General features: G+C 56.1%; 12 protein-coding genes. 11 read left to right on the top strand and 1 reads right to left on the bottom strand.

Going from position 1 to position 13,849, the window contains the following annotated elements; all coding sequences use genetic code 11:
- Window positions 1-2 precede the first annotated feature (2 nt).
- The 10 genes from lepB (at window position 3) to A6070_RS07290 (ending at window position 11,646) form a co-directional block, all read left to right on the top strand.
- A complete protein-coding gene (gene lepB, locus A6070_RS07245; RefSeq protein ID WP_072287694.1) occupies window positions 3-659 on the top strand; it encodes a signal peptidase I in 657 nt (218 codons plus the stop codon).
- Window positions 660-873: 214 nt separating this feature from the next.
- Window positions 874-1,410 carry a bifunctional pyr operon transcriptional regulator/uracil phosphoribosyltransferase PyrR gene (pyrR, locus tag A6070_RS07250; RefSeq protein ID WP_072287695.1) on the top strand — a complete coding sequence of 179 codons (537 nt, stop codon included), beginning with the start codon at window positions 874-876 and terminating at the stop codon, window positions 1,408-1,410.
- Window positions 1,411-1,497: 87 nt separating this feature from the next.
- On the top strand, window positions 1,498-2,439 hold the full coding sequence (locus A6070_RS07255) for an aspartate carbamoyltransferase catalytic subunit (protein WP_072287696.1): 942 nt from the start codon (window positions 1,498-1,500) through the stop codon (window positions 2,437-2,439).
- 28 nt (window positions 2,440-2,467) lie between these two features.
- Window positions 2,468-3,739 (top strand): dihydroorotase, encoded by a 1,272-nt coding sequence (locus tag A6070_RS07260; protein ID WP_072287697.1) that lies wholly within the window; start codon window positions 2,468-2,470, stop codon window positions 3,737-3,739.
- Window positions 3,740-3,867: 128 nt separating this feature from the next.
- The gene (gene carA / locus A6070_RS07265) at window positions 3,868-4,995 is read left to right on the top strand and encodes a glutamine-hydrolyzing carbamoyl-phosphate synthase small subunit (RefSeq protein WP_072287698.1); all 1,128 of its coding nucleotides are present in this window, start codon (window positions 3,868-3,870) and stop codon (window positions 4,993-4,995) included.
- An 80-nt stretch (window positions 4,996-5,075) separates the two neighbouring features.
- The gene (gene carB / locus A6070_RS07270) at window positions 5,076-8,330 is read left to right on the top strand and encodes a carbamoyl-phosphate synthase large subunit (protein ID WP_072287699.1); all 3,255 of its coding nucleotides are present in this window, start codon (window positions 5,076-5,078) and stop codon (window positions 8,328-8,330) included.
- 112 nt (window positions 8,331-8,442) lie between these two features.
- Window positions 8,443-8,919: a transcription elongation factor GreA gene (gene greA, locus A6070_RS07275; protein ID WP_072287700.1), complete on the top strand. Its 477-nt coding sequence runs from the start codon at window positions 8,443-8,445 to the stop codon at window positions 8,917-8,919.
- A gap of 43 nt (window positions 8,920-8,962) precedes the next feature.
- The gene (locus A6070_RS07280; protein WP_072287701.1) at window positions 8,963-9,166 is read left to right on the top strand and encodes a DUF1858 domain-containing protein; all 204 of its coding nucleotides are present in this window, start codon (window positions 8,963-8,965) and stop codon (window positions 9,164-9,166) included.
- Between the two features lie 17 nt (window positions 9,167-9,183).
- Window positions 9,184-11,337 carry an ATP-dependent DNA helicase RecG gene (gene recG, locus A6070_RS07285; RefSeq protein ID WP_072287702.1) on the top strand — a complete coding sequence of 718 codons (2,154 nt, stop codon included), beginning with the start codon at window positions 9,184-9,186 and terminating at the stop codon, window positions 11,335-11,337.
- A gap of 90 nt (window positions 11,338-11,427) precedes the next feature.
- Window positions 11,428-11,646 (top strand): hypothetical protein, encoded by a 219-nt coding sequence (locus A6070_RS07290; protein ID WP_072287703.1) that lies wholly within the window; start codon window positions 11,428-11,430, stop codon window positions 11,644-11,646.
- 30 nt (window positions 11,647-11,676) lie between these two features.
- On the opposite strand, the gene A6070_RS07295 is transcribed toward A6070_RS07290, so the two are convergent.
- Window positions 11,677-12,252: a class I SAM-dependent methyltransferase gene (locus tag A6070_RS07295; protein ID WP_072287704.1), complete on the bottom strand. Its 576-nt coding sequence runs from the start codon at window positions 12,250-12,252 to the stop codon at window positions 11,677-11,679.
- 234 nt (window positions 12,253-12,486) lie between these two features.
- On the opposite strand from A6070_RS07295, the gene A6070_RS07300 reads away from it, so the two are divergent.
- On the top strand, window positions 12,487-13,842 hold the full coding sequence (locus A6070_RS07300; protein WP_456119766.1) for an alanine/glycine:cation symporter family protein: 1,356 nt from the start codon (window positions 12,487-12,489) through the stop codon (window positions 13,840-13,842).
- Window positions 13,843-13,849 lie beyond the last annotated feature (7 nt).

The following is a 13,849-nucleotide window of genomic DNA, read 5'->3' on the forward strand; positions in this document are numbered from 1 at the left end:
TCATGGGTAAATCAACGCAATTGGAATCACCTTCCCTTAAATCCCCGAAACCCTGGTATCGGGAGTGGGGCGAGGCCATCGGCGTCGCCCTGGTTCTGGCGCTGATAATTCGAACCTTCTTTTTTCAGGCCTTTAAAATTCCATCGGGATCCATGGAAGATACGTTGCTGATTGGTGACCATCTGCTGGTCAACAAGTTCGTTTACGGAACCAGGGTTCCCTGGTCTGACGAGCGGCTGCTTCCTCTGCGCGATCCCGGTCGGGGAGATGTCATCGTCTTTGAATTTCCCCTTGATGAGGAACTGCCGTTTTACAAACGCAGGGATTTCATCAAGCGGATCGTCGGTGTGCCGGGAGATGTGGTGGAGGTTCGCGATAAAACAGTCTATGTCAACGGCGAGCCTTTGGTGCTTCCGCAGGAAGTCCACAAAGACCCTTCCTTCAGTGCAGACTCCGGACGCGACAACCTGTTTCCTGTCACAGTGCCGCCGGATAAGTTTTTCGTCATGGGAGACAACCGCGACCACTCCTTCGATAGTCGATTCTGGGGTTTTGTCGAAAAATCCAAAATCAAAGGTCTGGCTTTCATCAAATACTGGTCTTGGGACAGCGCCAAAAACCGTCCGCGATGGAACCGCATCGGCCGCACCATCGAATAGGGCAGGCGGAAGATTTTGGTTTGACAAGATAACCTTCTTTCTGTACAATTCGAAAGATTTGGAAACAGCAAGAATAATGCCTTTTAAGTTAATCCGAGAGGTTAGCAAGGGTGGTTATACCGATAATAGCGAACGATGAAAGCACCAGTCCGGGTATCTTCTCCCGAAAGAGAGGATACCTTTTTTTTGCCTGAAATCCGGGGGGGGTAATCCAATGGGGAAAACCGAAACCATCATTCTCGACGAAGCGGCCATCAGTCGGGCCCTGACACGTATCGCCCATGAGATCCTCGAACACAATCACGGAACCGCGGATCTGGCTCTGGTCGGCATCCGCACCGGTGGAGATCATCTGGCGCTGCGATTGCAAAAACGCTTGCAGGATATCGAAGGCACAACGGTTCCGCTTGGTACCGTGGACATCACCATGTATCGCGACGATCTTGCATCCCGTGGCAGTCTGCCGGTCGGCAGAACGGACATTCCCTTTCCCGTCGACGGCAAGCGCATCGTTCTGGTCGACGACGTTCTGTATACCGGGCGCACCATACGGGCCGCCATGGATGCGCTGATGGATATGGGCCGCCCTCGCAATATCCAGCTGGCGGTTCTTATCGATCGCGGCCACCGGGAACTCCCGATCCGCCCGGATTTCGTCGGACGGAATGTGCCTACCGCCGCCATTGAGAAAGTAACTGTACGGTTTGACGAGCAGCAGCGCCCCGTAGAAGTCTGTCTGACCAAGCCCTGAGGCTATGGCGAAAAGATATAAACAGGTTCAGCTTTTCTCGCTCAACTGGTTTTCGAATAAACGAACTCTCAAGTCAGGAGATGCGATATGGCATTCAACCACAAACATATTCTTGGCATCGAGCAGATGTCGCCGGAGGACATCGCCCTGATTCTCGACACGGCCGAGAGCTTCAAGGAAGTCAGCCTCAGGCCGATCAAGAAAGTTCCGACCCTGAGGGGAAAAACCATCATCAACGTTTTTTTTGAAGCCAGCACCCGAACTCGCACCTCCTTCGAGATTGCCGGGAAACGGCTTTCCGCCGACACGGTAAACATCAGCGCATCGACTTCAGCGGTCGTCAAAGGGGAAACCCTTGAAGACACCGCCAGAAATCTCGAAGCCATGAAGCCCGACATTATCGTGATGCGTCATTCCTGCTCCGGCGCGCCCCATTACCTGGCTGAACGTTGTGACTTTTCCGTCATCAACGCGGGCGACGGCGCGCACGAACATCCCAGTCAGGCGCTGCTCGATATTTTGACGATGCGGCAACACAAAGGGCAGATCGAAGGGCTGACAGTGGCCATTATCGGCGACATTACCCATAGCCGGGTTGCCCGTTCCAATGTTTACGCCCTGCACAAGCTGGGCGCGAACGTCAGGCTTTGCGGTCCCGGAACCATGCTGCCGCCTGGCATTGAGCGGCTTGGCGCCAGGGTGTTTCATCGCATCGAAGATGCCATCCATGGCGCGGATGTGGTCATGATGCTTCGCATTCAGCAGGAACGCCAAGGCAAAACCATGTTGCCGTCACTGCGGGAATACGCCATGTTTTTCGGGCTCAACCCGGAGCGCATGAAACTTGCCAAACCTGATGCTATCGTCATGCATCCCGGTCCGATGAATCGCGGCGTTGAAATTGCCTCCTCCGTCGCCGATGGCAACCAGAACGTGATTCTTCATCAGGTGGAAAACGGCGTTGCCGTGCGCATGGCCCTGCTTTATCTCGTTTCCGGCGGTGAAAAGCTTGAAGATTCGGCGCAATAACACGTTCCTGCGCGAATAGGGGATAATTATGAACACCATTATTAAAAACGGACGGGTACTGGATCCGGCACACGGCATCGACATGTCGTGCGATCTTCTGATCAAGGACGGCAGCATCGCTGACATGTCGCCAAACATCGAGGTTGAGGATACCGAATGCATCGATGCTTCCGGCTGTCTTGTGACGCCGGGCCTGATTGACATCCATGTGCACTTGCGCGACCCCGGGTTCGAGTACAAGGAAGACATCGAATCAGGCACTCGCGCCGCGGCCGCCGGTGGGTTTACCGCGGTCGCCTGCATGCCCAATACCGCCCCGGTTAACGACAGCAAGGCTACCACCCGCTATATTCTGGAGAAGGCCGCACAGGTCGCCCACACCAGAGTTTATCCGGTTGGCGCCATCACCAAGGGCCTCAAGGGGGAATCCCTTGCCGAACTCGGAGATCTGAAGAATGCCGGATGCGTTGCGGCATCCGATGACGGTCATCCGGTGACCAACGGCGAAATCATGCGCCGCGCTCTCGAATATGCACGTTCCTTCGACCTGCCCCTGATCAGCCATTCCGAAGATTTGACCCTGGTCGGCGATGGTGTAATGAACGATGGCTTCGTGGCTACCGAACTGGGGCTGCGCGGAATCCCCTGGGTTGCTGAAGTCGCCGCCATCGCCCGGGACGTGATGCTGGCTGAGTATACCGGAGCCCGTCTGCATATTGCCCATGTTTCGACCCGCGGAGCCGTTGACATCATCCGCGCCGCGCAGAAACGGGGGGTGCGTGTTACCGCGGAGACCGCGCCACATTACTTTACCCTCACCGAAGACGCGGTGCGGGGATACAACACCAATGCCAAGATGAATCCGCCGCTGCGCTCTGGCGATGACCTCGAAGCGATACGCGCCGGGCTGGCGGATGGCACCCTGAGCGTCATTGCCACCGATCATGCCCCCCATCATCTCGATGAGAAGAACGTGGAATTCAATCTGGCGCTGAACGGCATCATCGGTCTGGAAACCTCCTTGCCGCTCACCCTGCGGCTTGTGGAAGAGGGGGTTCTGTCCCTTTCCGAGGCCATTTTCTGCCTGACGGCCGGCCCGGCCCGAGCCCTGAATCTTCCCGGCGGAACGCTGGAGGTCGGCCGACCCGCCGATGTGACCATCATTGATCCGGAAGTCAAATGGACTATGGATCCCGCGGCAGGGCGGTCACGAAGCCAGAATACCCCGTTTGGCGGGTGGAAACTCAAAGGTCGCGCAATCTGCACTCTGGTGGATGGACGCGTCAGGTTTAAAAGATAGACGGCTGAGGTTCCGGACCTCCGGGAATCTGATGATGGTATGTGGTGGCGCGCCTTTTGGAAACGGCGCCATAATACTGGATACGGAAGCCTCGACAGCATTTCAAGAACAGTAAGGAGTAAGTCCCCATGAAAGCAATTCTGGCCCTTGCCGACGGCAGGGTTTTTGTTGGCAAAGCCTTCGGCGCCCGGGGGGAAGTCACCGGAGAGGTGGTTTTCAACACCAGCATGACCGGTTATCAGGAAATTCTGACCGATCCGTCCTATTGCGGTGAAATCGTGACCATGACCTATCCCCTTATCGGCAATTACGGCGTCAACCCCGAAGACGTCGAGTCCGACCGTCCGTTTCTGTCCGGCTTTGTGGTCAAGGAGGCCTGTCCTTACCCCAGCAACTGGCGCAGCACCGCCACTCTCGACGAATACCTGCAACAGAACGCCATCGTCGGCATTCAGGGGATCGATACCCGGGCACTGGTGCGGCATATCCGCGATCATGGCGCCCAGACCGGGGTGATCTCCTCGGTCGACCTGGATCCCGCTTCCCTTATCGAAAAGGCGCGCCGGGCCCCGTCCCTGGTCGGTCGGGATCTGGTCCGGGAAGTGACCTGCAAGCAGCCATACCACTGGACCGAAGGAACCTGGGTCCTCGGCGAAGGCTACCAGACGGCTGGTCCGCCCCGTTATAAAGTGGTCGCTTACGATTTCGGCATCAAACGCAACATTCTGCGCAACCTGGTGTCCATCGGTTGCGACGTGACGGTGGTTCCGGCGTCCACGACGGCGGATGAGGTGCTGTCCATGCGTCCCGATGGCGTGTTTCTGAGCAATGGGCCGGGCGACCCCGAGCCGATTGTCTATGCCCAGGAAAATATCCGCAAACTTCTCGGCAAGGTGCCTGTCTTCGGCATCTGCCTCGGACATCAGCTGCTGGCACTGGCCCTTGGCGGTCAGACCTACAAACTCAAGTTTGGACATCGCGGCGGCAATCAGCCGGTGCAGCGCCAATGCGGCAGGCAGGTCGAGATTACCTCCCAGAATCACGGATTTGCCGTCGATGGCAATTCGCTTCAGGATGCCGCGGTCCTGACCCATGTCAATCTCAACGACAACACGATCGAGGGCTTGGAACACGCAAGTTTCCCGGCATACTCCGTGCAATATCATCCGGAAGCGTCCCCGGGACCGCATGATGCGCGCTACCTTTTCGATCGTTTTGCCGCACTCATGGACAAGCATCGTCAGTCCCGCTCCTGAGGCAGACATGGTGGCAATGTCTCGATATTTCAGACTGTTACGCCCCGCAGCAGGGCTTTAGGATCATTGAAGGATAAACCATGCCCAAAAGAACGGACATTGAGAAAATTCTTATCATTGGCGCTGGTCCGATTATCATCGGCCAGGCTTGCGAGTTCGATTACTCCGGAACCCAGGCCTGCAAGGCCCTCAAGGAAGAAGGCTATTCCGTCATTCTTCTGAATTCCAATCCGGCCACTATCATGACCGACCCGGAAACGGCCGATCGGACCTATGTAGAGCCCGTTACACCGGAAGTGCTTGAAAAAATCATCGAAAAAGAACGTCCCGATGCGATTCTGCCGACTCTTGGCGGACAGACGGCCCTGAATACGGCGGTGGCCGTTGCCAAAAAGGGGGTTCTGGAACGTTACGGCGTGGAATTGATAGGCGCGAGCCTCCCGGCCATCGAAAAGGCCGAGGACCGTACGCTGTTCAAGGAGGCCATGGCTAAAATCGGCGTCGCTGTTCCCCGCTCCGGCCTGGCCCACAATTACGATGAGGCTATGGAAATCATCGAATACGTGGGATATCCGGCCATCATTCGGCCTTCCTTTACGCTGGGTGGCACCGGCGGTGGCATTGCGTACAACCGCGAAGAATACGAAGCCATGGCGTTAGCGGGCATCGATGCATCCCCCACCAATGAAATTCTGGTAGAGGAATCCATTATCGGGTGGAAAGAGTACGAACTCGAGGTCATGCGTGACAAAGCCGACAATGTGGTTATCATCTGCTCCATCGAAAACCTCGATGCCATGGGCGTGCACACCGGAGACTCCATTACGGTTGCCCCCGCCCAGACCCTGACGGACAAGGAATATCAGATTCTGCGGGATGCCTCGATCAAGATTATCCGTGAAATAGGCGTCGATACCGGCGGGTCCAACATCCAGTTTGCCATCAATCCCGCCGATGGACGCCTGGCCGTCATTGAAATGAACCCCCGTGTCTCCCGTTCTTCGGCGCTGGCTTCCAAGGCCACCGGTTTCCCCATTGCCAAGATTGCCGCCAAGCTGTCCGTCGGCTTTACCCTGGATGAAATTCCCAATGATATCACCCGGGAAACCTTTGCATCCTTTGAACCGACCATCGATTATGTCGTCACCAAGATTCCGCGCTTTACCTTCGAGAAATTTCCCCAGGCGGACAGCACCCTGACCACCCAGATGAAATCCGTCGGCGAAGCAATGTCCATTGGCCGAACCTTCAAGGAGAGTCTGCAGAAGGGTTTGCGGTCCATGGAAATCGGCTCTTACGGATTCGAAAGCCGTATCTACGCTTCGCCGGAAGAATGGGGCAGCCCTCTCGACGACCCGACCAGGGATCTGCTGAATGCCAGGCTGCATATACCCAACTGGGAGCGCATCTGGTACATTGCGGACGCTTTTCGCGCCCGCATGGATATCGCCGCTGTCCATACCGCAACCGGCGTCGATCCATGGTTCCTCTTCCAGATTCAACAGATCGTTGCGATGGAAGAGCATCTTGTGAAGCTGGTGGATCTGCCCCCCGATGCCGACGAGTGGCCGGAAGTGCTGCGGGAAGCCAAACAGAACGGCTTCTCGGACAAGCGACTGGCCCAGCTCTGGGGCAAAACCGAGGACGACGTGCGCGCGATGCGACAGCGGTTGGGCATCCGGCCGGTGTATAAACGCGTCGACACCTGCGGGGCGGAATTTATCGCCCATACCCCTTACCTCTACTCGACCTATGAGACCGAGTGCGAGGCCATGCCAAGCGACCGCAGAAAAATCATCATTCTCGGTGGCGGCCCCAACCGTATAGGGCAGGGGATCGAATTCGACTATTGCTGCGTCCACGGGGTGATGGCTCTGGCCGAGGACGGCTATGAGACCATCATGGTCAACTGCAATCCCGAGACGGTCTCCACTGATTACGACACCTCGGACCGGCTTTATTTCGAACCTCTGACTTTCGAAGACGTTCTGGAAATCGTGCATATCGAAAAACCCGAAGGCGTCATTGTCCAGTTCGGCGGACAGACCCCTCTGAAGCTGGCCGTCGCGCTGGAGCAGGCCGGTGTTCCCATCATCGGCACCAGTCCGGACGCCATCGACCGGGCCGAGGATCGTGAACGTTTCCAGACTCTGCTCTTCAAACTCGGTCTGCTGCAACCTGATAACGGTTTGGCGCGTTCCTTTGAAGAGGCCGAAAAGGTTGCGGGACGCATCGGTTATCCGGTTGTCGTGCGGCCGTCCTATGTTCTGGGCGGGCGCGCCATGGAAATCGTCTATCATGTCGATGCCCTGCGCAGCTACATGCAAAACGCCGTGCAGGCTTCGCCAGATCACCCGATTCTGGTCGACAAGTTTCTCGAGCATGCCATTGAGGTCGATGTCGATGCCTTGTGCGATGGACGCGACGTGATTATCGGCGGAATCATGCAACATATCGAAGAAGCCGGCATCCACTCCGGAGATTCCGCCTGCGCCTTGCCCCCATATTCCCTCAAACCTGCCATTGTCGAAGAAATTCGCCGGCAGACCCGGGAACTGGCCCTGGAACTCGGTGTCGTAGGGCTGATGAATATCCAGTACGCCGTCAAGGACGACACCATTTTTCTGCTGGAAGTCAATCCGCGGGCGAGTCGCACCGTACCTTTCGTCTCCAAGGCCACCAATCGGCCTCTGGCCAAACTTGCAGCGCGCATCATGGCTGGCAAAACCCTCGAAGATCTGGATATTCACGGCGAAATCATTCCGCCTTACATCTGCGTCAAGGAAGCGGTGTTTCCTTTCGTGAAATTCCCGGGAGTCGATACGCTCCTCGGTCCGGAAATGAAATCCACCGGGGAAGTCATGGGAATCGACACCGATTTTTACAAAGCCTTTGCCAAATCCCAGTTGGCGGCCGGCGTTCGTCTGCCTGCCGAAGGAACGGTCTTCGTCAGCCTCAAGGACGAAGACAAGAAGGCATTTCTCGAACCCGCGCAACGTTTGGTTGCCGGCGGTTTTACCCTCGTTGCCACGCGGGGAACGGCCTTGTTCCTCCGAGACAACAATCTGCCGGTAACTTCGGTCAATAAAGTCAAGGAGGGTCGTCCCCACTGCGTGGATGCTTTGAAGAGCAAGGAGATCGATATGGTCTTCAATACCACGTTCGGTGCGCAATCGGTGTCCGACTCGTATTCCATCCGGCGCACAACCCTGATGAACGGCATCGCTTACTATACAACCATGGAAGGCATCATTGCCGCTGTTGATGCGGTTCTGGCTCTCGGGCGAGAAAAACTTGACGTCGTCCCTCTTCAGGAGTATTATGCGAAACAATAGCCGCCATCCTGATGGCGGCCTTCCATTTTTTCAGGATCAATAAATTTCAGCTTAACCAACCGGGCGGGTTTACCCGCCCGGTGATTTTTACAGAAAAGGGTTAGATCGAACCATGTCCCACAGCATCCCCATGACCGAAGAAGGTTACCGCAATCTCCAAGACGAATTGAAACGTTTGATCCGCGTGGAGCGCCCCAGGGTCGTACAGGATATCGCCGAAGCGCGCGGGCATGGCGACCTTTCCGAAAACGCTGAATACGATGCCGCCAAAAATCGTCAGGGTTTCATCGAGGGCCGCATCAAGGAACTCAATGACAAAATAGCCCGTGCCGAAGTTATCAAGCCCGGCGCCGTGGTCACGGATAAAATAGTTTTCGGCGCAAATGTCACCCTGTTTGACGTCGACACGGAAAGTGAAGTAACCTACCGCATAGTAGGTGAAGATGAAGCCGATCTCAAACAGGGGAAAATTTCCGTTACTTCTCCGGTTGGCAGGGCTCTGATCGGCCACCGTCTCGATGACGAGGTTCGCATCAAGGTCCCATCCGGGCTGAAAATTTACGAAGTGGTAAACATCGAGTACATGTAAATCATCCCGCCGCATGGTGGCAATTTCCCGCAAAGGAACAGTCATGAGCGATAAAATTACCAAAGACATGAAATTCAGCGAAATACTTGCTTACGGTCAGCCGGTGATTCAGGTTTTCATGAAGTACAAAATGGGGTGTCTCGGCTGTGCCGCCGCCCGTTATGAAACCTTGGAGCAAGGCGCCACGGCTCACGGTGTTGACGTGGAAGCACTGCTCAAGGATCTCAACGCTGTTATCAAAAACTGACAAGGAGGGCAGGGGGCATGTCCCTGAAGCCCACCTACGATCAAAGTCACAGATATCTGGCAACCCCCCTGGATAGCATCCGGGGGGTTGGCCCTCGGATTGCGGAGAAGCTGGCCCGGCTTGGAATCCGTACCGTAGAACAAGCCCTGTACACCCTGCCGTTTCGCTACGAAGACCGCCGTCAGTTTACCCGTATCGCAGATCTCATGCCCGACACGCGGGCAACCATCTTCGGTGAAGTTCTGGCCAGTACCGAAAAGACAACCTCCCGGTCAAGACGGAAACTTTTCGAAGTTGTTGTCGGAGATGGAAGCGGCTCTCTGAACCTTAAATGGTTCCATTACCGCAAAACCTGGATCGAAAAACAATATCCTGTCGGCCGGCGATGTGTAGTTTACGGTGAAGTCAAGCAGTTCGGAAACATTCGCGAGATGCACCATGCTGACGTCGAATTCCTAGCCGCGGGTCAGGATCCCAACGCCCTTATCCATGCCGATCCTCTGAATTTTGGCCGCATCCTGCCTGTCTATCCTCTTACCGAAGGGCTCACACAGAAATCCGCACGCAAGATCTGGAAGCAGGTTGTCGATCACTATGCCCACCTGGCTGTATCTCCTCTGCCTGTTGAAATTCAGCGAAGACAGCAGCTCATGCCTCTGGACGAAGCACTGCGGGAAGTTCATTTCCCCGGCCCAGATTCCTCTCTGAAGGAACTGGATGAAGGCTGCAGTGTCGCCAGACGCACGCTGGTATTCGATGAGTTGTTTTATCTGGAACTTGGCATGGCGCTGAAACACCGGGGTGTGATCCTGGAGCAGGGGCGTGCCTTTAAAGTCGAGCATGTCTATACCAAGCCCCTGGCAACCATGCTGCCGTTTCGTCTTACCGAGGCACAGCGCAAGGTTCTGCGGGAAATCAAGGGCGACATGATGGCGCCCCATCCCATGAACCGGCTTCTGCAAGGCGATGTCGGTAGTGGAAAAACCATTGTTGCGCTCATGGCGGCGCTGGTTGCCATCGAAAATCAAACCCAGGTAGCGGTTGTGGCTCCGACCGAAATCCTTGCCGAGCAGCACTTTTTACAGTTCCACGCATGGATGGAATCTCTGGGGCTGACTGTGCGGTTTCTTTCTGGATCCACAACGGCCTCGCTGCGCCGCCAGATCCTGCAGGATCTGGCTGATGGCGCTGCGCAGATGGTTGTGGGAACACATGCCGTTTTGCAGGAAGATGTCCGATTCGCTGAACTCGGCCTCGGCATTATTGACGAGCAGCATCGCTTCGGAGTTTTGCAACGCGCCGCCTTGAGGAAAAAGGGCAACCATCCGGACCTGCTGATCATGACGGCCACGCCGATTCCCCGCACTCTCGCCCTTACCGTATACGGCGATCTTTCCCTGTCCGTCATCGATGCTTTGCCTCCTGGCCGGAAACCGGTGATCACCAGGATCATTCCGGAAGCAAGACGCATTAAGGCCTATGAAACCATCCGCCGCGAGCTGGCCGAAGGCCGACAGGCGTACATTGTTTACCCGCTGGTTGAAGAAACCGAAAAGAGCGATCTGCTGGCGGCAACAGAAGGCGCTGCTTTCCTTCAGGAAAATATTTTTCCCGAACAGCGGATCGGGGTATTGCACGGCAAAATGCGTCCCGATGCCAAAGAACAAATCATGCGGGATTTCAAGTCCGGAGCCATAAACATCCTTGTTTCGACCACTGTCATCGAAGTCGGAATCGATGTGCCCAACGCCACAGTCATGATGATTGAACATGCCGAGCGGTTCGGCCTGGCGCAGCTGCACCAACTGCGAGGCCGCGTTGGGCGCGGTGCTCATCAAAGCCAATGCCTGCTGGTCAAATCCGGATTATGCAGCGAAGACGGGCTGAAACGTCTGGAGGTCATGGCTGCCACCAATGACGGGTTTAAAATCGCGGAAGCGGACCTGGAAATCAGGGGTCCGGGAGAGTTTCTCGGAACCCGGCAGTCCGGCATCCCGGATTTTCGTGTAGCCAATCTGTTCCGTGACGGACGCACTCTGGATCAGGCACGTCAAGAAGCCTTCCGGATCGCTGAAGACCCGGCATTCCTGACTGCTGATCGATACCACGAATTGCGCCAGGCTCTGAAAGATCGGTGGGGGGAGCGTCTTGAACTGGCCAGTCTCGGTTAATACCGCAATAAGAAATAAAAACTATATTTATTGGTTTACATAATATATCTTATCCGACTCAAGCGCTAATGGTCGGCTGGGGGGTCTGTCATGACGTCCCCAGGTCAACGCCGCCATGCTCGCGTCAAAGCCCGCCTCGAAAAGCTGCAATTCTACGTTGACTGCCTGAACAACGTTGAACGCTCCAAACTCGCCGCCCGTTACCTGCGCAAAGTTCCCAAAAAAGACCGCGCCTATCTGCTGCACAAGCTCTCCATTGCCGAACTGGCCTTCTGTGAGGTTTTCTCAAGGGACACTTACGGATGGTAAGCCTTGTTTCGCTTCCCGTCATGGCGGCCCCTATTTTTTTGCAATGAACAGAAGGCTGTTCCACTTTCCCTTCTGAATCTCCAGAACGGAGAATCCTGCCTCTTTAAGCATGTGTCGGATTTCCTCCGGCGTGGGAAAACGGCTCCCCATCAGGACGATTTTTTCCGCCAGAGCTATGGCGCGAGTTCCCCACCTCCGGATATCGAACTCCTCTATTACCAGCAATCCCCCCGGGGCGAGAACCCGTGCCACCTCTGCTATGCTCTCCTTCTGTAGGGGAAAATGATGCAGGGCATCTATAATCAGGGCTCGTTCAAAGGAGGCATCGATAAAAGGCAAACGTGCAACATCAGCCCTCACCAGGGCCATATTCCCCTTCTTTCGAGCCTGACGCAGCATTCCCTGGGAGCAATCCACGATGACGACCTGTTCGACATCGGGGCGCAGAGCAGCGGAGACCCGGCCAGTTCCGCCGCCAGCGTCAAGCAGGCGCCCCCTGACGGGAAGCCCGAGGGCGGTTCTCCAGTATTCCATATCCGGAGCCCCCAGAGTTCTTCCCAGAAATTGATCATACCCCCGCGAGAGCAGGTCGAAATGAAAGGACATGGTTCGTTTCCTTGTTTATCCTTATTTGCCTCAAAACAGTTTATCAAAGCCTGACGGCAGGCAACCGCAAAGTGTTGCCGATTGGATACGAAAATCCTCTCGATAGAAAGATTGGCGGATCTTTCGCAAAAATTTGTTTCACATGATAATCTGCAATCTGATAATTCCGTGCCCCGGGTCTTTTTGACCCGGATTTTTAAGCATGCTTGTCATGCCCCGGCGGGAGAAAGGTAGATAAACGGCGTGGATGCCTGGTTACAACGGGTGGCGGATGTGGTCTGGGGACCTGTCACGGTGGTGCTGTTGGTCGGTACGGGCGTGCTCATGACGGCGTTGCTCGGCCTGGTGCAGTTGCATCGTTTCCGTTATGCCTGGCAGCTTGTCTCCGGACGTTTTGACAACCCTGAGGATGCTGGCGAGATCAGCCATTTTCAGGCGTTGAGTGCGGCTCTGGCGGCCACCATCGGCACCGGCAACATCGCCGGAGTCGGTACCGCCATTGCCATGGGCGGGCCCGGTGCCGTGTTCTGGATGTGGACTACGGCAATATTCGGCATGGCACTCAAATTTTCCGAATGCCTGCTGGCCCTGCACTTTCGCACTATCCATGGCGACGGCACAATCAGCGCCGGCCCCATGTACTATCTGGAGAAGGGTCTCGGCTGCAAATGGCTTGCGCGCCTGTTCGCCCTGTTTGCCGTGCTTGTATCCTTCGGGCTCGGCAATATGGCCCAGGCCAATTCCGTAGCCGAACCGGTACAAACCCTGTTCGGGGTACCCAAGTATGTTACCGGATTGGTTATTTGTGGCCTGGTTTTCGCCGTGACTGTTGGTGGCATCCGCCGCATCGGCAAGGTGGCCAGCCGCCTGGTGCCCTTCATGTCGGCTTTCTACGTAGTGGGAGCCCTTTTTATACTGGCCCGCCATTGGTCAGCGATTCCAACCGGGCTGGCCACCATTGTGCACGATGCCTTTTCCGGCAGTGCCGCGGCAGGCGGTTTTGCCGGAGCAGCCGTGGCCCAGGCGGTGCGTTTTGGTGTGGCCCGTGGGGTTTTCTCCAACGAGGCGGGGCTCGGCAGCGCTCCTATCGCCCACGGGGCGGCGCGCACCAAGGAACCGGTGCGCGAGGGCTTGGTCGCCATGCTCGGCCCGTTTGTCGACACCCTGGTTATATGCACCATGACCGCCCTGGTAATCATCACCACTGGCGCCTATCGCAGCGGCCTGAGCGGCGCCGACCTGACCGCCCGGGCCTTCGACGCAGGTTTGCCGGGGCTTGGCGGATACGCGGTCGCCATCAGTATTATTTTCTTCGCCTTTTCCACTTGCCTGGGTTGGTCCTACTACGGTGATCGTTCGATAGGGTACCTGTTCGGTGCGAAATTCGTGCTGCCCTACCGGGTTTTGTTCTGTTTGCTGTTGCCGGTTGGCGCTTCCATCCGTCTTGAACTGGTCTGGATTATCTCCGATATTTTCAATGCGCTTATGGCTTGGCCCAATCTGGTCGGACTGCTATGGCTCAGTCCCCTGGTAGTGCGTCAGACCCGGACCTATTTTCGTGATCCTGCCCGCATGTATGCGGATCATTAAACAGAGC

Source organism: Syntrophotalea acetylenica, from assembly GCF_001888165.1.
GTDB classification, from domain to species: domain Bacteria; phylum Desulfobacterota; class Desulfuromonadia; order Desulfuromonadales; family Syntrophotaleaceae; genus Syntrophotalea; species Syntrophotalea acetylenica.